Here is a 20,739-nt window from a genome sequence, read left to right as displayed (position 1 = left end):
ACAGTTGCGCGTTAAGCGATAATAATTGTGACTGTTTCGAATTGGAAGAGGGCGCGCGCGAGGCGCGCCCCTACGAATTAGCGCGAGTAGAATTCAACGATGAGCTGCTCGTTGATGCCGGGTTCCATTTCGTCGCGGTTGGGCATGCGGGTCATGGTGGCCTTGAGAGCTTCGTCGTTGCGGGTCAGCCAGCCGGGGACGTTGCGGGCGCGGGTTTCCTCGAGGTTGCGGGTGGCAATCTGGCGGGAAGTGGGCGCGTTCTTGACCTCGATTTCGTCGCCGGGCTGGACGCTGTAGCTGGCGATGTCGACCTTGTGGCCGTTGACGCGGATGTGGCCGTGGTTGACGATCTGGCGGGCGGCGGCGCGGGACTTGGCGAAGCCGAGGAGATAGACAACGCTGTCGAGGCGGGTCTCGAGGAGCTGGAGGAAGACCTCGCCGGTGACTCCGCGGGAGCGCTTGGCCTTGGCGAAGACGCGGCGGAACTGGCGCTCGAGCAGGCCGTAGATGTAGCGGAGCTTTTGCTTTTCGTTGAGGCCGACGGCGTATTCAGAGAGCTTGCGACGAAGCTTGGGGCCGTGCTGGCCGGGGGATACGTGCGTTTTTCGTAAGCTTTCGTGGAGCCGAAGAGCGGCTGCGAGAAGCGGCGGCTGAGGCGGGTTGTTGGTCCGGTATAACGAGCCATGGTGTTTTAAAAATTAAGAATTAAGAGTTGTGAATTAAGAAGTGAGAAACCGGCGGAACGCGGATTAGACGCGACGGCGCTTGGGCGGACGGCAGCCGTTGTGGGGAACGGGTGTGACGTCGACGATGGCATTGATTTCGAGACCAATGGCCTGAATGGCGCGGATGGCGGAGTCGCGTCCGAGGCCGGGGCCGGAGACTTCGATGACGACGTCCTTAAGGCCGTGCGCCATGGCGTTGCGGGCGGCGTCCTGGGCGACGATTTGCGCGGCGTAGGCGGTGGATTTGCGGGAGCCGCGGAAGTTGCACTTGCCTGCGCTCGACCAGGAGATGACGTTGCCCTTCGGGTCGGTGATCGAGACGATCGTGTTGTTGAAGGAGGCGTTCACCTTGACGATACCGGAGGTGATATTCTTGGAGCCCTTGGCCTTGCGAACCTTGATGGCGCCGACTTCCTCCTTGAGGAGTTCCTCGGCGGTGGGCTGGCGGGCGACGCCGCCAACGAGTTCAACGGGTTTTTCCTCGGCGGGAGCGGCGGCATCGGCAGCCGGAGCGGCGGCCTTTTCCTTCTTGGCCTTGGGGGCTTTTGCAGGTTTCTCGGCGGCGGCTTCGGGAGCGGCGGCGGCAGGAGCGGTTTCCTTCGTGGGATCGGATTTGTCTTCAGCCATGGTGGTTGTGTTTGTTTAAAGGTGTTATTTGGCGGCCTTGGTGACACCGACGGTGCGGCGCGGGCCTTTGCGGGTGCGGGCGTTGGTGGAGGTGCGCTGGCCGCGGACGGGCAGGCTGCGGCGATGGCGGATGCCACGGTAGCAGCTGATGGCCTGGAGGCGCTTCAGGTTGCCGGTGATTTCGCGGCGGAGATCGCCCTCGACGACCCACTTGTGGTCGGTGATGACGTTGAGGATTTTGTTGAGCTGCTCCTCGGTAAGGTCCGAGGCGCGCATGTTGCCGTCGATTCCTGCCTCTTCGCAGATGATGGCGGATCGGGCGGGGCCGATGCCGTAGATATAATTGAGCGAGAAGACGACTTTCTTCTTCGCGGGAATGTCAACACCGAGTAGACGTGGCATAGTGGTTTAGGTTGGTTGGTTTAGTGAATTGTTGTGGTTTGTGAGAATGGACTGGCGGGGGAGAAAAAGTTCTGAAGGCCTGAAAGGCTGAAATATCTGAATTCGGCAGTCTGTGAATTTGGATGGTTTGTTTTCAGCCTTTGGGGACCGTTAGGATTTCCGGACCGTGGTCTGTCGTGAGCACTGTGTGTTCGAAGTGGGCCGAGGGACTGTCGTCGGCGGTGACGATTGTCCAGCCGTCGGCGGCTGTCTTCGTGCGCCAAGAGCCGAGGTTTATCATGGGTTCGATGGCGAGGGTCATGCCGGGCTTGATGACGTCGGTCTTCGATTTTTTGCGTTCGATGAAGTTCGGGATTTGCGGTTCCTCGTGCATCGATGCGCCGACTCCGTGGCCGACCATGTCGCGAACAATACCATAGCCGTGCGGCGTGATGTAGTTCTGGACCGCCTCGGAGATGTCGCCGATGCGGTTGCCGACCTTGGCCTGGGCGATGCCGGCTGCGCGGGCTTCCTCTGTGATGCGAAGGAGCTTGGCGACTTCGGGCGAAACCGCGCCAACGGGGACGGTGTAGGCGTTGTCGCCGACGTAGCCGTTGTAGGTGACACAAATGTCTAGAGTGACAACATCGCCGTCGCGGAGGATGCGCTTGAAGGAGCCGATTCCGTGGACAACTTCCTCGTTAACGGAAATGCATGCGTAGGCGGGAAAGGGACGGACGCCGCGGGAGTGCGACGGATAACCGTAACAGGCGCTCTTCGCGCCGTATTCCTCAATGTATTTCCGGGCTAGATCATCCAGGTCAAAAGTAGAAATTCCGGGCTGCACGGCTTGCTTGAGGCGGTGCAGAACGGTCGCGGCAATGGCGCATGATTCCCTCATGCGGGCAATGGCATCCTTGTTTTTAATCGGAATAGCCATGGCGTTATTTCGCGAGAACCGGCGCGAGGGCTTCGTCGTCGAGAAGAAGACCGTGCGCGCGGTAGTGATTGACGACGTGCCGGCTTGCCGTGTCGTTCGCGTCGGCGGCGTCGATGACGCCGTCGAGCGACTCGCCGCGGGCGTCGAGCCATTCGTCAAATACTTTTGCTTGGAGCAGCGTAGCCGGGAAGCCGGTGAGGGCGAATCCCGCATCAGGTTTGCGCGCCCAAAACCAGCGCCGCATAATCGCGGTGACGGTTTCCCCGGAGGGGGATTGACCCCGGCGGGCAGCGGCTTCGGCCTTCTGGCCGAGCGGCGTGTGACGCGAAATCTCCTGGCGTATCAGGCCGGTGGGAGAGACGTGCTCTTGATTCAAAGAACTGAGTTGGAGCATCACGTTTTCGATTTTCGAAGCGGTGGAGCCAACGATGACTAGCTTGATCTTGGCCGCGAGGCCTTGATTGGAAAAGTAGGTGAGTAAGCCGGACACGGTGACCGGTGTAAAGTCCTTATTTTATGATGCCTGAATACATCAGATACCATGAAACAAGGCCGATGAGGAAAAGGCCGCCCAGCACATACCAGAGGCGGGAGACGGTTTTCCAGTCGGCGGCTTCGCCGGTGGCGCTGGCAACATTCGGGTTGCGGGCGTGGATGCGGCCTTTTTTCAAGAACCCGTCGTAGTGGCGCTGGAGGAGATAGGTCTCAACCTGGCGCATGGTGTCGAGGACGACGCCGACGGTGATGAGCATGCCGGTGCCGCCGAAGAAGGAGGCGACACGTTGCGGGACGTGGAAGTTGAACAAAAGCACGTCCGGGAAAATGGCGATGACGGTGAGGAAGATCGAGCCGGCCAGGGTGAGGCGCGTCATGATGAAGTCGAGGAACTTGGCGGTGGGCTCGCCGGGGCGAACGCCGGGCACATAACCGCCGTATTTCTTGAGATCATCCGCGATCTGGATGGGCTTGAACATGACCGACACCCAGAAATAGCTGAAGAAAAGGATGAGGGACGCCATCAGCACGTAATAGATCGGATCCCCGCGAAGAAGGTCGGCCGCAAGCCGGGTCATCCAACGCCATTCCATCGCGCCGCCGAGCATCTGGAAAATCTGCTGGGGGAAGAGGAGGATGGCGCTCGCAAAAATAACGGGCATAACGCCGGAGTAGTTGACCTTGAGCGGAAGGAACGAGCTCTGGCCGCCCATGACCTTGTTGCCAACGACGCGCTTGGCGTATTGGACCGGAATCTTGCGCTGTCCCTGGACAACGAGAACGATGCCCATGGTGACAATGATGAAGAGCGCGACCATGAACACGGCGATGAGCGGGCCGGGCTTGTCAACACCGACGGGGCCGGTGAAAAGCTGCCAGGTGGTTTGGGCCGCGCCGGGCAAGTCGGCGAGAATGCCGACGGTGATAAGGAGCGAGACGCCGTTGCCAATGCCGCGCGAGGTGATCTGCTCGCCGAGCCACATGAGGAGCATGGTGCCGGCGGTGATGAACACCACGGAGGTGAACATGAACCAAGTCTTGTTGACGAGGATGAGCGAGGGACCGGTGTAACCGCCGAAGAGCGAGGCGGGGTTCTCAAGGCCCAAAACCAGAAGGACGGCCTGGATGACACAAATCGCGACAGCGAGGTAGCGGGTGTATTGGGTGAGCTTCTGGCGGCCAACATCGCCTTCCTGCGAGAGGCGGGCGAGCGAGGGCACGACGGCGCTCATGAGCTGGAAAATAATGGACGCGCTGATGTAGGGCATGATGCCGAGCGCGCAAATGGCGCCCTTGGTGAGCGCGCCGCCCGTGAACATGTTGTAGAGCCCCATCAGGGAGCCGGTGGTCCCGGAGGTCGCGCTCTGGTCGGCAAAAAAGTCCATGAGCGGGCGCGGATCCAGACCGGGAAGCGGAATGTTCGCACCGACGCGGGCCACAAAGAGAAGGGCGAAGGTGTAGAAAATTCGCGAGCGAAGCTCGGGGATTTTCAGGGAGTTGGAGAAGGCGGAGAACATGTGGAAATTTTCGATTTTGGATTTGGCGAACTGTCGCTGTCGCTCGAGGCGATTTTGGATTGGGAGCTGCCGCTCCGTTCTATTTTCAATGCTCGATTTTCAATCCGCGCGGCAGCGCGCAATCGAAAACCGAGGATCGAAAATCGAAAATCAGGCGACGGTCGCGGTGCCGCCGGCTTTTTCGAGCTTGGCCTTGGCGGACTCGGAGAACTTGGCGGCGGTGACCTTGAACGCGCGGGAGACTTCGCCGTCACCGAGAACCTTGAGCTTGGCGCAGGCGCAGCGGATGAGGCCGGCCTTGGCGAGGATTTCCGCGTTCACTTCCGTGACGCTTTCGTCGAGGGACGCGAGCTCGCCGACGTTGACGACGGCGTATTCGGTGCGGAAGTTGTAGTTGTTAAAGCCGCGGTGCGGAAGCTTGCGATAAAGGGGCATCTGGCCGCCTTCGAAGCCGGGGCGGATGGAGCCGCCGGAACGGGCGGTCTGGCCCTTGCCTCCCCTGCCCGAGGTCTTGCCGTGGCCGCCGCCTTCGCCGCAGCCTATGCGTTTGCGACGGTGAACCGCGCCTTTAACGTTTTTGAGTTCGTGAAGTTTCATGTGTTTTTCCTGATGGTTTGGACGCCCGGCCGCGCGTGTTTTCAGAAGCGTGGCCGGACTCGGATTTAAGTTTTATTACTCGGCGGAGGGCGCGACCACGGTTTGGCGGGCGGCTTTGATTTGCGCGGCGAGACGGAGTTTCTTGAGACCGTTGAGGGTGGCGTGCACCACGGCGTTGTGGTTCTTGGAACCCATCGACTTGGTGAGCACGTTCTTGACGCCGGCGGCTTCGAGAACCGCACGGACGGCGCCACCGGCGATGAGGCCGGTGCCGGGGACCGCGGGGCGGAGGAGGACTCGACCGCCGTCATATTCGCCGTAAACTTCGTGGGGGATCGTGTCGCCCTTGATTTTCACGGAGATCATGCGCTTCTTGGCGTGCTCGGTGCTCTTCTTGATGGCGTCGGGCACTTCGTTTGCCTTGCCGTAGCCGATGCCGATGGAGCCTTTCTTGTCGCCGACGACGGCGAGGGCGGAAAAGCTGAAGCGGCGGCCGCCTTTGACGACCTTGGCGCAACGGTTGATGTAAACAATTTTTTCGACGAGTTCGGGCGCGTTGGGATCGATGTTCGCGGTGTCGCGACGATCGCGACGGGGGCCGCGTCCGCGCTCTCCGCCTTCGCGGCGTTCGCCGCGGGAGGTGCGTCCGCGACGCGGCGTTTCGACAACGGCTTCGGGTGCGGCGGGTGCGCTTTCAGCGGCGGCGGCCGCGGGGGCGGCTTCGGCTGGTGTGACGGGAGATTCGTTTTCGGTGCTCATTTTATTAGAATACGAGGCCGCCTTCGCGTGCTGCGTCGGCGAATACTTTGACTTTGCCGTGGTAAGGTGCGCCCGCGCGGTCGAAGACAACGCTCTCAATGCCGGCGGCCTTGGCCTTGGCAGCGAAGGCGACGCCGAGCTCCTTGGCTCCATTGAGGTTGGCGGCGAGTTTCTTGGCGCGGAGTTCCTTGTCGAGGCTGGAGAGGAAGGCGAGCGTGGTGCCCGCGTCGTCGTTGATGGCCTGGGCGTAGATGTGCTTGGTGGTGAAGCGCACGCAGAGACGCGGGCGCGCGGCTGTGCCTTGGACCTTCTTGCGGATTCTCCAGCGGCGTTTCTGGAGGAGGTCGGCTTTGCGTTGAGTGTTCATTTTGAAATAATGTGGGTTGCGGGTTATTAGGCGACGGTCTTGCCTTCCTTGCGGCGGACGCGCTCGGCGTGCTCTCCGACGATGCGGACACCTTTGCCCTTGTAGGGTTCGGGCGGGTAGTAGGCGCGGATGTTGGCGGTGACTTCGCCGACGACTTGCTTGTCAGCGCCCTCGACCTTGAGCTTGGTCTGGTCGGTGACGGTGATTTTGATGCCTTCGGGAATGTCGTAAACGATGGGATGCGAATAGCCGAGGGCGAGGTCGAGCTGGTTGGCGCCCTTGAGGGCGGCCTTGAAACCGACGCCCTGGATTTCGAGCTCCTTGGCGTAGCCGTCGGTGACACCCTTGATCATGTTGCTGATGACAGCGCGGGCGGTGCCATACATGGAGCGCGCGAAGCGGGTTTCGTCAACAGGCGTGACGGTGATTTTGCCATCCTTGTTTTCGAGCTTTACGACGGGGGCGAAGGTTTTTGTGAGTTTGCCCTTCGGGCCTTCGACGTGGACGGTGGTGTCCTTGATCTCGACTTTTACTTTTTCGGGAATGGTAACGGGAACTTTGCCGATACGTGACATGGTGATGATCTCCTTTTCTCGGTGTTGCGGGTTACCAGACGTTGCAGATGAGCTCGCCGCCGAGTTTCTCGCGACGGCAGTCCTGATCCTTGAGGACGCCTTTGGAGGTCGAGAGAATGGCGATGCCGAGTCCGTTGAGGACGCGGGGGATTTCATTGTAACCGCAGTAGAGGCGGCGGCCGGGCGTGGAAACGCGGGTGATGTTGGTGAGCACGGGAGCGTTGTCCACATACTTCATTTTGACGACGAGGGTCTTGTGGCCCTGCGTGTCGGAACCGGTGGTGTAGTCGGAGACGTAACCCTCGGCCTTGAGGATGGCGGCGATGCCTTCCTTGTATTTGGAGTGCGGCGCGGCGCACTCGGCGAGACCGGCCTTCGACGCATTGCGGAGACGGGTCAGGAAATCACTGATCGGATCTGTCATGATGTTGGATGTTTTTGTTTAATTTCCCTCGGGTCATATCCGACCCCCGGGGAGAAAATTAAGTTTTTCGCTTTGTTACCAGGAGGACTTCGTGACGCCGGGGATTTTGCCGGAGAGGGCGAGTTCGCGGAACTGGATGCGGGATACGCCGTATTTGCGGTTGTAGGCGCGGGGGCGTCCGGAGAGGGCGCAACGGTTGCGGATGCGCACGGACGAGGAGTTGCGCGGAAGCTTCTGGAGCTTTTTCTGTGCGGCGTAGAATTCCTCCTCCGGGGTGTCCGGATTGGCGAGGATGGCTTTCAAATCGGCGCGCCGTGCCTTGTATTTCTCGGTCATGGCAATGCGCTTCTTGTTGCGTTCGATGGCTGATGTTTTCGGCATGTCGAAAAAAGTTTAAAAGTTGTTTTGAGTTACGCTGCCTTGGGCGCGGGCGCGGCGGCGGCGGTTTCGGAGCGGCGGAAGGGCATTCCGAGGAGTTTGAGGAGTTCGCGGCCTTCCTCGTCGTTGGTCGCGGTGGTGTTGATGGAGATGTCGAGACCCATGGTCTTCTTCACGTTCTCAACGGTGATTTCGGGGAAGATGGTGAAGTCGGTGATGCCGAGGTTGTAGTTGCCCTGGCCGTCGAGCTTGGAGGAAACGCCGCGGAAGTCGCGAATGGTGGGGAGGGCGACGGCGAGGAGGCGATAGAGGAAATCCCACATGGCGTTGCCGCGAAGGGTGACAAACGCGCCAACGATCTGGCCTTGGCGGAGCTTGAAGTTCGAGACGGCCTTTTTGCTCTTGGTGAAGACGGGCTTTTGTCCGGCGATGAGGCCGAGGTCGCGGCCGACGTCGGTGATCTGGTTTTTGTCGGCGTCGGAATCAATGCCGGTGTTGAGCACGATTTTGACGAGTTTCGGCACTTCGTGCCTGTTCTTGTAGCCGCGGTTCTTGACGAGTTCGGCTATGATTTGCTCTGTGTAGAGCTTCTTGAGTGCGGGTGTGTATTTTTCGCTCATTGGTGCAAGGCCCCGGATTTCCAACCCGTGGGCATCTGAGTTTTTGAAAAGTGTGAAGTGTGCGGTGTGAAAGGTGAAAAGGGGACAACGCTAGGGTTCGTCCCGCTCGTGGCGATTACTTTTTCGCGGATTTTTCCTTCTTCTCGGCCGCGGCCTGCAGCTTGAGGTTGGAAATGTGAATGGTGCCTTCGCGCTCGATGATGCCGCCGGGCTTTTGCTCGCCCTGGGCCTTGGTGTGGCGCTTGATGAGGGCGAGGCCTTCAACGCGGGCGCGCTGCTTGCCGGGGAGGATTTCGAGAATCTTGCCCGACTTGCCTTTGTGGGAGCCTGAGATGACGGCGACGGTGTCGCCGCGTTTGACGTGGAATTTGGTAGCCATTGTTAGAGAACCTCCGGTGCGAGGGAGATGATTTTCATGAAGTTCTTGGCGCGCAGTTCGCGAGCCACGGGGCCGAAGATGCGGGTGCCCTTCGGGTTGCCATCGGGTCCGATGATGACGATCGCGTTGCTGTCGAAGCGCAGGTAGCTGCCGTCGGCGCGGCGGATGGGCGCCTTGGTGCGGACGACAACGGCCTTGGTGACTTCGCCTTTCTTGACGGTGGCATCGGTCGTGCTGTCCTTGATGTGGACGGTGATGATGTCGCCAACGGCGGCGGTGTCCGTCATCTGGCCTTTTTTGCGAATGTAGGAGGCGGTGCGCGCGCCGGTGTTGTCGGCTACGTCGAGGAGTGAGCGGAGTTGGATCATGGTGTGTGGCTCCTTGTATTATTCGGCCTTGGCTTCGTCAGCGGCGGCTTTTGCGGTTTTGGTGGGAACGGTCGCGGCAACATCGGCTTCGGTGACGGCGGCGGAGGCGCTCACGGCTTTTTCGATGATGCTCACAAGGCGCCAGCGCTTGAGGCGCGAGATCGGGCGCGTCTCCATGATCTCAACCTTGTCGCCGAGGCCGGCTTCGTTCTTCTCGTCGTGAACGTGAACGACGGTTTTGCGGTTGATGACTTTGCGGTAGCGCGGATGCGGAACCTTGAAGGGGACGGTGACTTTGATTGACTTGTCGCCGGAGCGGCTGGTGACGATGCCGACGAGGTCTTTGCGATTGTTGCGTGTCATGTTAAGTGCGGATTGCGGATTGCGGTATGACCTCTTATTTCGCGGCGGCGGCGAGCTTGGCGGTCTTGGTGGTTTCCATGCGGGCGATGTCCTTGCGAATGCCGCGGATGGTGTGGGTTTTCTCGACCTGGCCGGTTTGCTTGCGCAGGCGGAGCTGGAGGAGCTGCTCGCGGGCTTCGCGGAGCTTGACGTCGAGTTCCTTGAGGGAGAGTTCGTTGATTTCTTTGGAAGTCATGGCGTGTCGTCTTTTGGTTTCAGGTTGTGGTTTTAGACGTTCGCGCCTTCACGGGTGATGAAGCGGCAGTGGAAGGGGAGCTTCGCGTCGGCGAGGCGGAAGGCCTCCTTGGCGATCGTGGCGGGAACGCCGGCGAGTTCGAAGAGAACCGCGCCCGGCTTGATCACGGCGACGTAGTATTCGACGGGACCCTTGCCTTGGCCCTGACGAACCTCGGCGGGTTTTTTCGTGATCGGCTTGTGGGGGAAAACGCGAATCCAGAGTTTGCCCTTGCGCTTGAGGTGGCGGGAAATGGTGACGCGAGCGGCCTCGATTTGGCGGCCGGTCATGTTGCCACGGGTGAGGGACTGGAGCGCGTAGTCGCCGAAAGCGACTGTGTTTCCGCCCTTGGCATTCCCTTTGCGGGAGCCTTTTTGGACTTTGCGATATTTGGTGCGTGATGGTGCGAGAGCCATGGAGTGTGTCTCCTTTGTTTAAAGATGTTGCGGCTGGGTGCTGCGGATTAGTTGGTTGCTTCGGCTTCTTTTTTACAGATCCAGCACTTGACGCCGATCTTGCCGTAAACGGTTTGGGCTTCGGAGAAGCCGTAGTCGATTTGTTCGCGCATGGTGTGGAGCGGAACGCGGCCCTTGCGCTGCCATTCGCGGCGGGCGATGTCGGAACCGCCGAGACGGCCCGAGCACTGGATTCGGATGCCCTCGACGCCGAGGTTCATGGCGATTTCGACGGCCTTTTTCATGGCGCGGCGGAAGGCGATGCGGCGTTCGAGCTGGAGGGCGACGGACTCGGCGACGAGTTGCGCGTCGGTCTCGGGTTTCTTGACCTCGGTGATGTCGAGGAGGATTTCCTTGCCGGTGAGCTTGGCGAGATCGTCCTTGATCTTGTCGATTTCCTGTCCCTTGCGGCCGATGACGATGCCGGGACGGGCGGTGTAGATTTTGACGCGGACGCGGTTGGAGGCGCGCTCGATGAAGATGCGGGGGACGGAGGCTTGCTTGAGTTTCTCCATCAGTTTCTCGCGGATGAGCTGGTCTTCAGCGAGGAGCTTGGCGAAGTCTTTCTTGTTCGCATACCAGCGGGATTGCCAGTTGCGGTGAACTGCGAGGCGGAAGCCGACGGGATTGGTTTTTTGGCCCATGGTGGTTGCGTAAAATTAGTTGTTGTCTTGGCCGTCGGTGAGGACGATGCGGATGTGGGACATCTTCTTGCGGCGGGGCGCGGCGGAACCGCGGGCGGCCGCCTTGAATCGCTTGAGCACGGGGCCGTTTTCAATGACGGCGAGCTTCACTGTGAGCGCGTCGGCATTGAGATTGTGGTTGTTCTCCGCGTTTGCGACGGCGGAGTTGAGGGTCTTGGCGATGAGACGCGCGGATTTGCGCGTAATGACGCTCAAGAGGTTGCGCGCGTCGGCCACGGTGCGGCCTTGAATGGTGCGCGAGACTTCGCGCATTTTTTTCGGCGACATGCGCGCGTATCGTGTGAGTGCTTGGACTTCCATGTGTTTGTTAACGATTCCGGTTTGGCGGCGATAGCAGGAGGGCTCCTGGAGGGGCGCTCCCCTACCCTTTTGGTTGTGTTGGTTGTTGGTGTTGGAGATTAGACTTCCTTGCGGGTCATGCCGCCGTGAGCCTTGAAGACGCGGGTGAGCGCGAATTCGCCGAGCTTGTGGCCGACCATGTTTTCGGTGACGTGCACGGACACAAAGGCCTTGCCGTTGTGGACGTTGAAGGTGTGGCCGACGAATTCGGGAGTGATTGTCGAGCGGCGCGACCAGGTCTGGATGGGTTTGCGCGACTTGGTTTCGACTGCCTTCTCAATTTTTTCCATGAGATGGTAGTCGACGTAGAAACCTTTTTTGATTGAGCGTGCCATGTGGGAGGAATTTCTGAAGACCTGAAAGCCTGAAGGCTGAAGGTCGGGTTGTTATTCGGTGAGTGGTTTTGCGGTTTATTGTTTTCAGCCTTCAGGTTTTCAGGCTTTCAGACTTTTATTTCTTGCCGCGCGGCGGACGGCCGTTGTGGCGGGTGATAATAAGGCTGTTGGAGGGCTTGGAGCGCTTGCGTGTCGGGAAGCCCTTGGCGAGCTGGCCCCAAGGGGACATGAGGTGCTGGCGACCGCCACCGCCCTTGGACTTGCCGGCGCCACCACCGTTGGGGTGGTCGACGGGATTCATGACCATACCGCGAACGCGGGGGCGTTTGCCGAGCCAGCGGTTGCGGCCGGCCTTGCCGAGCGAGATGTTCTTGTGGTCGGCGTTGCCAATGACGCCGATGGTGGCGCGGCAGTTGGCGTTGACGCGGCGGAGTTCGCCGGAGGGAAGCTTGATGGTGGCCTGGCCGTTCTCGACGTTGACGAGCTCGATCGCAGTGCCGGCGGTGCGGCCCATCTGGGCGCCGCGGCCGGGGAGGAGTTCCACGCAGTTGAGCTTGGTGGAGGGCGGAATGACTTCGAGGGGGAAGTTGTTGCCGACAACAAAGTCGTTGTTCGTGGCTTTCTTCGAGCTGAAGATGGTGGCGCCGACCTTGAGGCCCTCGGGGGCGAGGATGTAGCGCTTCTCGCCGTTGGTGTAGCAAATGAGGGCGATGCGCGCGGTGCGGTTCGGATCATACTCGATGGCCTGCACTTTGGCGGGCATGTCGAGGATGTCGCGACGGAAGTCGATGACGCGGTAGAGGCGCTTGTGTCCGCCGCCGCGACGGCGCGTGGTGATGCGGCCGTTGTTGTTGCGGCCGCCGGTCTTGCCGTGCGATTCGGTGAGCGCGCGCTCCGGGCGCTTCTTGGCGAGGCCGGGCGTGACGTTCAGTTTCGTGAATCGCGTGGAGGCGGTCAGGGGACGAAGTGATTTGATAGGCATTGTGATGGTTCTCCTTGTTGATGGCGCGTGCGCGTGGCTCGTTAGAGGAGCTCGATTTTATCGCCCGTCTTGAGGGTCACGATCGCCTTTTTGTAGGCGGAGGTTTTCGACGGGCGGCCCTGGCGGCTGCGCTTGTTTTTGCCGTCGATGTTCATGATGTTCACGCGGGTGACGGTGACCTTGAAGGCTTTCTCAACGGCTTCGGCTACCTGATATTTGGTGGCCTCGCGGTGAACTTCGAAGGTGTATTGTCCGTAGTCCGACGAGAGTTTGTTGGATTTCTCGGTGAGGAGAACTTGCTTGAGGACGTGCGTGGTGTTCATGCGTTGGCTCCTTTCGTGCGGGCGATGATTTTCTCGAGGGCCGCGGTGGAGACGATGATCTTCTTGTATTGCGCGAGGTCGAGGGTGTTGAGTTTCGAGGCTTCCTGCATTTCGACGCTGCAGAGGTTGCGCGTGGCGCGGGCTGCCTCGAGGGTGAAGGTTTCGTCAACGACGAGCACCTTGCCCTTGGGGCGATGGTGCGGATGACTTTCTTCATTTCCTTGGTCTTGGCGGCGGGCGTCTCGAACTTTTCGATGACGTCGATCTCGCCGGCGGCGCAGCGGTCAAACAGCGCGCGGCTGAATGCGAGGGCCTTGACCTTGGAGTTGATTTTCTTGGAGAAGTCGCGGGGACGGGGGCCGAAGACGACGCCGCCGCCTGCCCAGATGGGCGAGCGCTTTTCGCCGGCGCGGGCGCGTCCGGTGCCTTTTTGCTTGAAGGGCTTCTTGTTGGAGCCGGCAACTTCGCCGCGGGTCTTCGTCGAGCGGGTGCCCTGGCGGTTGTTGGCGTTGATGGCGACGATGACTTCCTTGACGGCTTGAAGGCCTTTGTCGCCTTCGAAGGTCGGAATGCCGTCGAATTCTTTTTCAACGGAGCTGGCGGCGTCGGATGTGAAAACTTTGAGTTTCATGGTCTGCGTTTTCCTTGTGGGTTAGGCCTTATTTGGCGGCAGCGCGGGGCTGGCCTTTGATGGCGGTGCGGACGATGACGTCGTCTCCGTTCGCGCCGGGAATGGCGCCTTTCACGAGGATGAGATTTTTCTCGGCGATGATCTTGACGACCGTGAGGTTTTGCACGGTGCGGCGGACATTGCCCATGTGACCCGGCATTTTTTGGTTTTTCCAAACGCGGCCGGGGGTCTGGCGCATGCCGACCGAGCCGATGCGGCGGTGGAACATGGAGCCGTGGGAGGCGACGCCGCCGGCGACGCGGAAGCGACGCACGACGCCTTGGAAGCCCTTGCCCTTGGCAATGCCGATCACGTCGATGATCTGGCCTTCCTTGAAGATGTCGACCTTGACGATGTCGCCGACTTTAAGCGTGGGCACCTCCTCGAGGCGGACTTCGCTGAGAACGCGGGGGGCTTCTTCGAGCCCGGCCTTTTTGGCGTGGGAAGTCTCGGCTTTCGAGGTGTTCTTGACCTTCTTGTTGGAGAAGCCGAGCTGGACGGCGTTGTAACCGTCGGTTTCCGTGGTTTTGACTTGGACGACCGGGCAGGGACCGGCTTCCACGACGGTGACGGGGACCAGGACGTTTTGGGCGTCATAGACCTGCGTCATTCCGAGTTTTTTGCCTAGGAGCGTAGTGATCATGGGCTAAGTGGTAGGTGGATTGTTTCCGTTTAACGACCTACATTAGTCGAAACCCAGCGGTGCGTTTTCGCCCGGGGGCGGCCCGCACATGGGCAACTGCTATGTATGTTGTGAAAAAGGTTTCTGGTTGTGGTTGAAATTGGTTTCTGTCGGTTGGGAGCGGCGCAAGCGCACGCCCCGCGCGAGTCGAATGGAAAAGAGGTCGAAAAACTCAGACCGTGATCGTAATGTCAACACCAGAAGGAAGATTGAGCTTTTTTAGCTCATCAACCGTCTGGGCGGTCGGCTCGATGATGTCGATGAGGCGCTTGTGGGTGCGCGACTCGAATTGCTCCATCGACTTTTTGTCGACGTGCGGCGAGCGGTTCACGGAGAGCTTCTCGATGCGGGTGGGCAGCGGAATGGGGCCGGAAACACGGGCGCCGGAGCGCTTGGCGGTCTCGACGATTTCGAGGGCGGACTGGTCGATTACGCGGTAATCGAAGCCCTTGAGTTTGATGCGAATGCGTTGGCCTTTCATGGCGGTATATAAAGAACGGTGTTGCGTGGGAGAGTTTAGCTGCGGGCCGGGGCCTTGGACGAGGTCTCGACAATCTTCGCGAGGAGCGAGGCGGGAACCTGCTCGAAGTGCGAGGGTGTGATCGAGGCACTGGCGCGGCCTTTGGAGAGCGAGCGGATGTCGGTGACGTAGCCGAAGAGGTTTTCGAGCGGAACGTGCGCGTTGACGATCGCGGCGCCGTTTTTGTTCTCGATGCCCTGGATGGTGCCACGGCGGCGGTTGATGTCGCCCATGAGGTCGCCCTGGTATTCCTCGGGTGTCGTGACTTCGACGGCCATGATCGGCTCGAGGAGGATCGGCGTGGCTTTTTTCATGGCTTCCTTGAAGCCGAAGATGCCGGCCATCTTAAACGCGAGTTCCGACGAGTCGACTTCGTGGAAGGAGCCGTCAACGATGCGGACCTTGACGTCCACGACCGGGTAGCCGGCGACGACGCCGTTGTTACAGGCTTCCATGATGCCGTCGGTGGTGGGCTTGATGAATTCCTTCGGGATGACGCCGCCAACGATTTCGTTGATGACCTCGATGCCCTGGCCCTTTTCATTGGGCTCAACCTTGAGCACGCAATGACCGTATTGGCCCTTACCACCGGACTGGCGGATGAATTTGCCCTCGCCTTCGGCGGCGGAGAGAATGGTTTCGCGGTAGGCGATCTGAGGCTTGCCAACGGCGGCCTCGACCTTGAACTCGCGCTTCATGCGGTCGACGATGATGTCGAGGTGAAGCTCGCCCATGCCGGAGAGAATTGTTTGGCCGGTGTCGGCGTCGGTCTTGACCTTGAGAGTCGGATCCTCCGCGACGAGGCGCTGGAGCGCGATGGACATTTTTTCCTGGTCGCCCTTCGAGTTCGGCTCGACGGACATCGAGATGACGGGCTCGGGGAATGACGGCGGCTCGAGGCGGACGTCGAGGTCTTCGTCGCAGAACGTGTCACCGGTGATGACGTCCTTCACGCCGACGACGGCGCAAATGTCACCGGCGTAGGCGATGTCGATTTCCTCGCGATCCATGGCGCGCATGAGGACGAGGCGGGAGACGCGCTCGCTGCGGCGGGTGCGGGGATTGTAAACCGGTGTGCCCTTGAGGAGCTTGCCGGAGTAAATGCGGTAGAACACGAGACGGCCGACAAACGGGTCGGTCCAGAGCTTGAAGGCGAGGCCGGCGAGCTTGCTGTTGTCGGAAACGGGAATCTCGATTTCCTTGCCGTCGGAATCGACGCCGCGGATCGGCGGCACTTCCATCGGGTTCGGGAGGTAGTTGACCACGCAGTCGAGGAGGCGCTGGACGCCTTTTTTCTTGAAGGCCGAGCCGGGGATGGCGCCGAAGAACTTCATCGAAATGGTGGCCTTGCGCACGGCGAGCATGAGCTCTTCCGTGGTGATTTCCTCGCCGCCGAGGTATTTCTCGGCGATCACATCGTCGAAATCGGAAACCGCCTCGATGAGGCCGTCGCGCCATTTCTTGGCGTCGTCCTTCATGTCGTCGGGAATTTCGCGGATGTCCGGCGTCATGCCGAGCGGATCTTCCTTGGTGGATTCGGTGAAATAGTAGGCGACGTTCTGGACGAGGTCAACGAGACCGACGAAGCCGTCTTCCTTGCCGATGGGGAGGTAAAGCGGGTGGGCGTTGGCCTTGAGCTTCTCGCGCATTTCGGAAACGGCGCGAAGGAAGTCGGCGCCGGTGCGGTCCATCTTGTTGACGAACGCAACGCGGGGAACGTGGTATTTGTTGGCCTGGCGCCAGACGGTTTCGGACTGGGGCTGCACGCCGGCGACCGCGCAGAAAACGGCGACCGCGCCGTCGAGCACGCGCATGGAGCGCTCCACCTCGGCGGTGAAGTCCACGTGGCCCGGGGTGTCGATGATATTGATGCGCTGCTTGATGCCCTTCCACGGGCCCCAGCTCGCGAGCCAGGCGCACGAAATGGCGGAAGCGGTGATGGTGATGCCGCGCTCGCGCTCCTGCTCCATCCAGTCGGTGACTGCGGTGCCTTCGTGCACTTCGCCCATCTTGTGGACGGTGCCGGAATAATAGAGGATGCGCTCGGAAGTGGTGGTCTTGCCGGCGTCAATGTGCGCGGCAATGCCGATATTGCGGGTCCATTCGAGCGGGAAGGGACGGTCTTTGGCGTTCTCCGACGAGACTTTGGACTTGTCGGTGACGATGGTAAGTTTGGAAACGTCGAATTCGGTGGCTGACATGTGATGCGGGCGCGAAGCGATGGTTGACGATGGGCGGGTGGACGCGGCGGGTTCGAATTACCAGCGCAAGTGGGCGAAGGCGCGATTGGCTTGGGCCATCCTGTGCGTGTCTTCCTTCTTTTTGACGACAGTGCCGGTGTTGTTGTAGGCGTCGACGATTTCAGCGGCCAGGGCGTCCTTCATGGGGATGCCCTTGCGGGTCTTGGCAGCATTGGTGATCCAGCGAAGAGCAAGGCTCTCCTGGCGTTCATAGGAAATTTCCACGGGCACCTGGTAAGTGGCGCCACCGACGCGGCGGCTCTTCACTTCAAGGCGGGGGCGGGCGTTTTCAAGCGCGCCGATCAAAAGGTCAACCGGATCGCCCTTCTCGAGCTTGGCGGAAACCTTCTCAAAGGCTCCGTAGACGATGCGCTGGGCGAGGCTCTTCTTGCCACTCTTCATGATGACATTGACCAAATGGGCAACGAGAGGGCTGTTGTAGCGCGAATCGGGAACAGTGGTGCGCTTGGTGGCTCTGTGACGGCGTGACATGATTGGAAATGTAAATGAACGACGGTTAAAGATTGCGGGTTATGGCTTATTTGGCGGCCTTCGGGCGCTTGACACCGTATTTGGAACGGCTGCGACGGCGCTTCTCGACACCGGTGGCGTCGAGCGTGCCGCGAACGATATGGTAACGGACGCCGGGAAGATCCTTCACACGGCCGCCGCGAACGAGCACGATCGAGTGCTCCTGGAGATTGTGCCCCTCGTCGGGGATGTAGGAGATGACCTCGTTGCCGTTGGTGAGGCGCACCTTGGCCACCTTGCGAATGGCGGAGTTGGGCTTCTTGGGAGTGCGGGTCATGACTTGCACGCAAACACCGCGGCGAAACGGGTTTCTGTCGAGTGCGGGAGACTTGGACTTTGTGCGAATAATGCGACGTCCTTTGCGAACAAGTTGGTTGATGGTTGGCATAACGGTTTGATTAAAAAATTGGAAACTGAGTGTCGGAAAAAGAGGAAAAGGGGGCAGACGCTACCTTTCCTGAAGAAGTGAGCAAGGATTTTTTGCGAAAAAATGATTGCACGAAGAATTGAGGGCTAAACGAGAGCCCGGATTTCTTCGGTATCACGATGGTCGCGCCGCCAACCAGCTACAGTCCTTCGGCGCATAAAAGTGAGGGAGAAAAATGTTGAACCGCAAAAAAGAGCGTCCCGCGGCACGTCAAGCAAGCGAAAAACAACCAAATCGTCTCAACAAAGCGAAATCGTCCCATGATTCTTCAAAAAATGTGATTCGCCGGACACTCTTGACGCCGAGCGGCGTCTGAAGTTCAACACATCCCTGCAAATGAGCCTCTCCAAATTCCCTGCCCTCGCCGCCCTGTGCCTTGCCGCAACCCTCGCGTTTCCCCTCGCATCGTCGGGCGCCGAACTCGAATGGACCAACGCCGATGATTCCAACAATTGGGTGACCGGCTCCGGCACCAACTGGTGGAGCGGCACCGCCACGCATTTCTCCGCGAGCAGCGCGGTCGTCTTCGGCTCGCCCAACCAGCCGTCCGTCACTCCCGGCACGATCACCATCACCTCGTCCAACGGCGTGACCATCGGCGCGTCCGGCACGAATCCCGGCATGATCGTCACCGGCGACGGCAACTGGGAATTCACGCTGCGTTACGCGCTCACCGCGACCACGAGCACCAACGCCGGCATCGGTCTCTCCGGCTCGGGCGCGGGCGTGCTCATGGAGGGCACGGGCACGCTCACGTTTTCCATGACCACCGCCTACACGGGCACGACCGATGTGCGCGCCGGCGCGCTGCGCCTCAACGTCGCCGACGCCATCGCGCAAAGCTCCGCCGTCAACCTCGCTTCCTCCGCGCGACTCGACCTCGGCGGTTACAACCAAACATTAAAAAGCCTCGCCGTCTCGTCCGGCGCCACCATCGCCTTCAGCAGCACCGGCGCGAATTATAACAAGCTCACACTCGACTCGCTCACCGGCGACGGCGCGGAGTTCCAACTCCGCTACAACCCCGGAGCGGGTTACAGCGACCAAATCATTCTCACCGGCACGAGCGAAGGCGCGCACAGGCTGACGTTTGAGAAATACGGCGACACTCCCGAAAACAACGACACCTCGATCCTCGTTGTTCATAACAAGGGCGGCGGCACGGCGGTCTTCAGCGGCTCGACGGAAACAGCAGCCCACACCTACAAAGTCGAGCAGGGCGCAAACGGAAACTGGTATTTGAACAACACCGAACTGCCCAGTCGCATCGCCTCCGCCGTGATCGCCTCCGCCGCCGCGGCGGGACAGGACTGGCACTACGAACTCGATTCGCTCCACAAACGCATGGGCGAACTGCGCGAGCTCCCGCTCGGCGGCGCGGCCAACCTTTGGTTTCGCGTCAACGCCGCGCGGTTCAACGCCGACTCGCGCCTCACCGGGCGCAATTTCAGCCAATACAACTACGGCGCCACAATCGGCGCCGACAAGGCGTTTTATCCCGGGGGCGACTCCGGTGCCTCAACCTGGTTCCTCGGCGCGTTCGGCACGGTGACCCACGTCAACCGCGATTTCAAAAACGGTGCGGGTGACGGAAAAACCAACGGCGCGGGCGGAGGCCTCTACGTGACATGGCTGCACGAAACCGGCTGGTTCGCCGATCTGCTCGGGCGCATGGATCGCAATAAAAACGACATCAATGCCGTGAGCACCGACGGCTACCTCGCCGAGGCCGATTACAACGCCAACGTCAAGGGCCTCTCGTTCGAGTTCGGACGCCGCCTGCTCTGGAGCGAGGAGTGGTGGGTGGAGCCCTTTGTGCAATATGCCGTCGCGCACATCGACGGCGCGGATTACAACGCGCATTACCACTACAACGAAAGAACCTCGGTTCCCGTTCACGTGGAAAAATCGAAATCCGCGCAAGCCCGCATCGCGTTGCGCATCGGCGAAGTCGCCAGCGCGAGCCTCGGCTGGCATCCGTATGCGAAAGCGGCGGCCGTGTATTCGCACACGAGCGACGGACGCGTGCGCGTCGGCTCCGGCGCCAATGAGCGCAGCTTCACCGCCAACTTCGACGGCTGGCGCTGGGAGGTCGGCTTCGGCGCCGCCTACGTGATCAACGAGCGCAGCCAGTTTTATTACGATTACGAATACTCGCGCGCCAAGCGCTACAACCGCCCCTGGGCGGTGAACGCCGGCTACCGTTACGCGTGGTGACGCCGCCCCGTTTTTCCGCCGCCATGCAAGCCCGCCCCGAAGTTCGCCGCCAAGACCGCCTGCTGGACGAGGCCGGGCAAGAACGCCTTCTCGACACGGGCGAATACGGATTTCTCGCGATGAACACCGGCCAGGGCGGCTACGGAATCCCGATCAATTTTGTGCGCGAAAAAACCGGCGACGGCGCGGATCGCATCTATTTTCACTGCGCGCCGGAAGGCCGCAAACTCGACGCGCTCGCGGCGGACAACCGCGCGAGCTTCTGCGTGGTCGGCGCGACGCAAGTCGTCCCGGACAAATTCACAACCGCGTATGAAAGCGTGATCGTGTCTGGCAGGATCGCGTCAAATCTTGACGCCGACGAACGCCGCGCCGCGCTCCGCCTGCTCGTAAAAAAATACTGCCCCGGGCTCATCGAGAAAGGCGAAAAATACATGGAGGCGTCCTTCCATCGCACGCACATCCTGCGCCTCGACATCGAGCACCGCACGGGCAAGACAAAGCGCGTCATGCCGCGCGCGTGAT

30 protein-coding genes and 2 pseudogenes are annotated in these 20,739 nt (G+C 60.4%); 2 read left to right on the top strand and 30 right to left on the bottom strand.

Translation table 11 applies throughout. The features are described 5' to 3' along the window. Window positions 1-77 precede the first annotated feature (77 nt). From rpsD to rpsL, 30 genes and pseudogenes are all read right to left on the bottom strand, one after another. A pseudogene (rpsD, locus tag CKA38_RS07755) lies at window positions 78-685 on the bottom strand (30S ribosomal protein S4). Window positions 686-749: 64 nt separating this feature from the next. After that, window positions 750-1,352, bottom strand: coding sequence for a 30S ribosomal protein S11 (gene rpsK, locus CKA38_RS16880; protein ID WP_108824959.1), 603 nt, complete (start codon window positions 1,350-1,352; stop codon window positions 750-752). A 24-nt stretch (window positions 1,353-1,376) separates the two neighbouring features. Next, window positions 1,377-1,754: a 30S ribosomal protein S13 gene (rpsM, locus tag CKA38_RS07745; RefSeq protein ID WP_108824958.1), complete on the bottom strand. Its 378-nt coding sequence runs from the start codon at window positions 1,752-1,754 to the stop codon at window positions 1,377-1,379. Between the two features lie 133 nt (window positions 1,755-1,887). Then, window positions 1,888-2,673: a type I methionyl aminopeptidase gene (gene map / locus CKA38_RS07740; RefSeq protein WP_108824957.1), complete on the bottom strand. Its 786-nt coding sequence runs from the start codon at window positions 2,671-2,673 to the stop codon at window positions 1,888-1,890. A 4-nt stretch (window positions 2,674-2,677) separates the two neighbouring features. Beyond that, window positions 2,678-3,163 (bottom strand): nucleoside monophosphate kinase, encoded by a 486-nt coding sequence (locus tag CKA38_RS07735; protein ID WP_236919228.1) that lies wholly within the window; start codon window positions 3,161-3,163, stop codon window positions 2,678-2,680. Between the two features lie 19 nt (window positions 3,164-3,182). Beyond that, window positions 3,183-4,685, bottom strand: a complete 1,503-nt coding sequence (secY, locus tag CKA38_RS07730) for a preprotein translocase subunit SecY (RefSeq protein WP_108824956.1) — start codon at window positions 4,683-4,685, stop codon at window positions 3,183-3,185. A gap of 150 nt (window positions 4,686-4,835) precedes the next feature. Next, window positions 4,836-5,282, bottom strand: a complete 447-nt coding sequence (rplO, locus tag CKA38_RS07725; RefSeq protein ID WP_108824955.1) for a 50S ribosomal protein L15 — start codon at window positions 5,280-5,282, stop codon at window positions 4,836-4,838. Window positions 5,283-5,357: 75 nt separating this feature from the next. Beyond that, window positions 5,358-6,041, bottom strand: a complete 684-nt coding sequence (rpsE, locus tag CKA38_RS07720) for a 30S ribosomal protein S5 (RefSeq protein ID WP_108824954.1) — start codon at window positions 6,039-6,041, stop codon at window positions 5,358-5,360. Window positions 6,042-6,045: 4 nt separating this feature from the next. After that, on the bottom strand, window positions 6,046-6,408 hold the full coding sequence (gene rplR / locus CKA38_RS07715; protein ID WP_108824953.1) for a 50S ribosomal protein L18: 363 nt from the start codon (window positions 6,406-6,408) through the stop codon (window positions 6,046-6,048). A gap of 26 nt (window positions 6,409-6,434) precedes the next feature. Continuing rightward, complete coding sequence (gene rplF, locus CKA38_RS07710) at window positions 6,435-6,983, bottom strand: 50S ribosomal protein L6 (RefSeq protein WP_108824952.1); 549 nt, start codon at window positions 6,981-6,983, stop codon at window positions 6,435-6,437. Window positions 6,984-7,014: 31 nt separating this feature from the next. Beyond that, a complete protein-coding gene (rpsH, locus tag CKA38_RS07705; RefSeq protein ID WP_108824951.1) occupies window positions 7,015-7,407 on the bottom strand; it encodes a 30S ribosomal protein S8 in 393 nt (130 codons plus the stop codon). Between the two features lie 75 nt (window positions 7,408-7,482). After that, window positions 7,483-7,788 (bottom strand): 30S ribosomal protein S14, encoded by a 306-nt coding sequence (rpsN, locus tag CKA38_RS07700; protein ID WP_108824950.1) that lies wholly within the window; start codon window positions 7,786-7,788, stop codon window positions 7,483-7,485. Between the two features lie 29 nt (window positions 7,789-7,817). Further along, window positions 7,818-8,405 (bottom strand): 50S ribosomal protein L5, encoded by a 588-nt coding sequence (rplE, locus tag CKA38_RS07695; protein WP_108824949.1) that lies wholly within the window; start codon window positions 8,403-8,405, stop codon window positions 7,818-7,820. A 115-nt stretch (window positions 8,406-8,520) separates the two neighbouring features. Beyond that, a complete protein-coding gene (gene rplX, locus CKA38_RS07690; RefSeq protein ID WP_108824948.1) occupies window positions 8,521-8,784 on the bottom strand; it encodes a 50S ribosomal protein L24 in 264 nt (87 codons plus the stop codon). Between the two features lie 2 nt (window positions 8,785-8,786). Continuing rightward, window positions 8,787-9,152 (bottom strand): 50S ribosomal protein L14, encoded by a 366-nt coding sequence (gene rplN / locus CKA38_RS07685; RefSeq protein ID WP_108824947.1) that lies wholly within the window; start codon window positions 9,150-9,152, stop codon window positions 8,787-8,789. 18 nt (window positions 9,153-9,170) lie between these two features. Beyond that, entirely contained in the window at window positions 9,171-9,515 is a 345-nt protein-coding gene (rpsQ, locus tag CKA38_RS07680; RefSeq protein WP_108824946.1) for a 30S ribosomal protein S17, read from the bottom strand. A 34-nt stretch (window positions 9,516-9,549) separates the two neighbouring features. Beyond that, window positions 9,550-9,750, bottom strand: a complete 201-nt coding sequence (gene rpmC / locus CKA38_RS07675) for a 50S ribosomal protein L29 (protein WP_108824945.1) — start codon at window positions 9,748-9,750, stop codon at window positions 9,550-9,552. A 32-nt stretch (window positions 9,751-9,782) separates the two neighbouring features. Then, window positions 9,783-10,205 (bottom strand): 50S ribosomal protein L16, encoded by a 423-nt coding sequence (gene rplP / locus CKA38_RS07670; protein ID WP_108824944.1) that lies wholly within the window; start codon window positions 10,203-10,205, stop codon window positions 9,783-9,785. Window positions 10,206-10,252: 47 nt separating this feature from the next. Further along, window positions 10,253-10,888: a 30S ribosomal protein S3 gene (rpsC, locus tag CKA38_RS07665; protein ID WP_108824943.1), complete on the bottom strand. Its 636-nt coding sequence runs from the start codon at window positions 10,886-10,888 to the stop codon at window positions 10,253-10,255. A 15-nt stretch (window positions 10,889-10,903) separates the two neighbouring features. Beyond that, window positions 10,904-11,248 carry a 50S ribosomal protein L22 gene (gene rplV, locus CKA38_RS07660; protein ID WP_108824942.1) on the bottom strand — a complete coding sequence of 115 codons (345 nt, stop codon included), beginning with the start codon at window positions 11,246-11,248 and terminating at the stop codon, window positions 10,904-10,906. Window positions 11,249-11,346: 98 nt separating this feature from the next. Further along, complete coding sequence (rpsS, locus tag CKA38_RS07655) at window positions 11,347-11,622, bottom strand: 30S ribosomal protein S19 (RefSeq protein ID WP_108824941.1); 276 nt, start codon at window positions 11,620-11,622, stop codon at window positions 11,347-11,349. A 115-nt stretch (window positions 11,623-11,737) separates the two neighbouring features. Beyond that, window positions 11,738-12,604: a 50S ribosomal protein L2 gene (gene rplB / locus CKA38_RS07650; protein WP_108824940.1), complete on the bottom strand. Its 867-nt coding sequence runs from the start codon at window positions 12,602-12,604 to the stop codon at window positions 11,738-11,740. A gap of 41 nt (window positions 12,605-12,645) precedes the next feature. Further along, the gene (gene rplW, locus CKA38_RS07645) at window positions 12,646-12,927 is read right to left on the bottom strand and encodes a 50S ribosomal protein L23 (protein ID WP_108824939.1); all 282 of its coding nucleotides are present in this window, start codon (window positions 12,925-12,927) and stop codon (window positions 12,646-12,648) included. Continuing rightward, window positions 12,924-13,106, bottom strand: a complete 183-nt coding sequence (gene rplD, locus CKA38_RS16670; protein ID WP_250645170.1) for a 50S ribosomal protein L4 — start codon at window positions 13,104-13,106, stop codon at window positions 12,924-12,926. The genes rplW and rplD (CKA38_RS16670) overlap by 4 nt, the downstream gene beginning before the upstream one ends. A 74-nt stretch (window positions 13,107-13,180) precedes the next feature. Beyond that, a pseudogene (rplD, locus tag CKA38_RS16665) lies at window positions 13,181-13,558 on the bottom strand (50S ribosomal protein L4); the annotation flags it as partial. 28 nt (window positions 13,559-13,586) lie between these two features. Further along, entirely contained in the window at window positions 13,587-14,240 is a 654-nt protein-coding gene (gene rplC, locus CKA38_RS07635) for a 50S ribosomal protein L3 (protein WP_108824938.1), read from the bottom strand. A 211-nt stretch (window positions 14,241-14,451) separates the two neighbouring features. After that, a complete protein-coding gene (rpsJ, locus tag CKA38_RS07630) occupies window positions 14,452-14,760 on the bottom strand; it encodes a 30S ribosomal protein S10 (protein WP_108824937.1) in 309 nt (102 codons plus the stop codon). 35 nt (window positions 14,761-14,795) lie between these two features. After that, window positions 14,796-17,000: an elongation factor G gene (fusA, locus tag CKA38_RS07625; protein WP_108824936.1), complete on the bottom strand. Its 2,205-nt coding sequence runs from the start codon at window positions 16,998-17,000 to the stop codon at window positions 14,796-14,798. Window positions 17,001-17,057: 57 nt separating this feature from the next. Further along, complete coding sequence (gene rpsG, locus CKA38_RS07620; protein ID WP_108824935.1) at window positions 17,058-17,531, bottom strand: 30S ribosomal protein S7; 474 nt, start codon at window positions 17,529-17,531, stop codon at window positions 17,058-17,060. 46 nt (window positions 17,532-17,577) lie between these two features. Further along, a complete protein-coding gene (rpsL, locus tag CKA38_RS07615) occupies window positions 17,578-17,958 on the bottom strand; it encodes a 30S ribosomal protein S12 (RefSeq protein WP_108824934.1) in 381 nt (126 codons plus the stop codon). Window positions 17,959-18,333: 375 nt separating this feature from the next. On the opposite strand from rpsL, the gene CKA38_RS07610 reads away from it, so the two are divergent. Beyond that, window positions 18,334-20,214, top strand: coding sequence for an autotransporter outer membrane beta-barrel domain-containing protein (locus tag CKA38_RS07610; protein WP_108824933.1), 1,881 nt, complete (start codon window positions 18,334-18,336; stop codon window positions 20,212-20,214). 23 nt (window positions 20,215-20,237) lie between these two features. Then, entirely contained in the window at window positions 20,238-20,738 is a 501-nt protein-coding gene (locus CKA38_RS07605; protein WP_108824932.1) for a pyridoxamine 5'-phosphate oxidase family protein, read from the top strand. Window position 20,739: the final 1 nt, after the last annotated feature.

The organism is Ereboglobus luteus (assembly GCF_003096195.1).
Lineage (GTDB): Bacteria > Verrucomicrobiota > Verrucomicrobiia > Opitutales > Opitutaceae > Ereboglobus > Ereboglobus luteus.
Note: the sequence above shows the minus strand (reverse complement) of the source record. Positions and strands in the feature narration are given on the sequence as shown.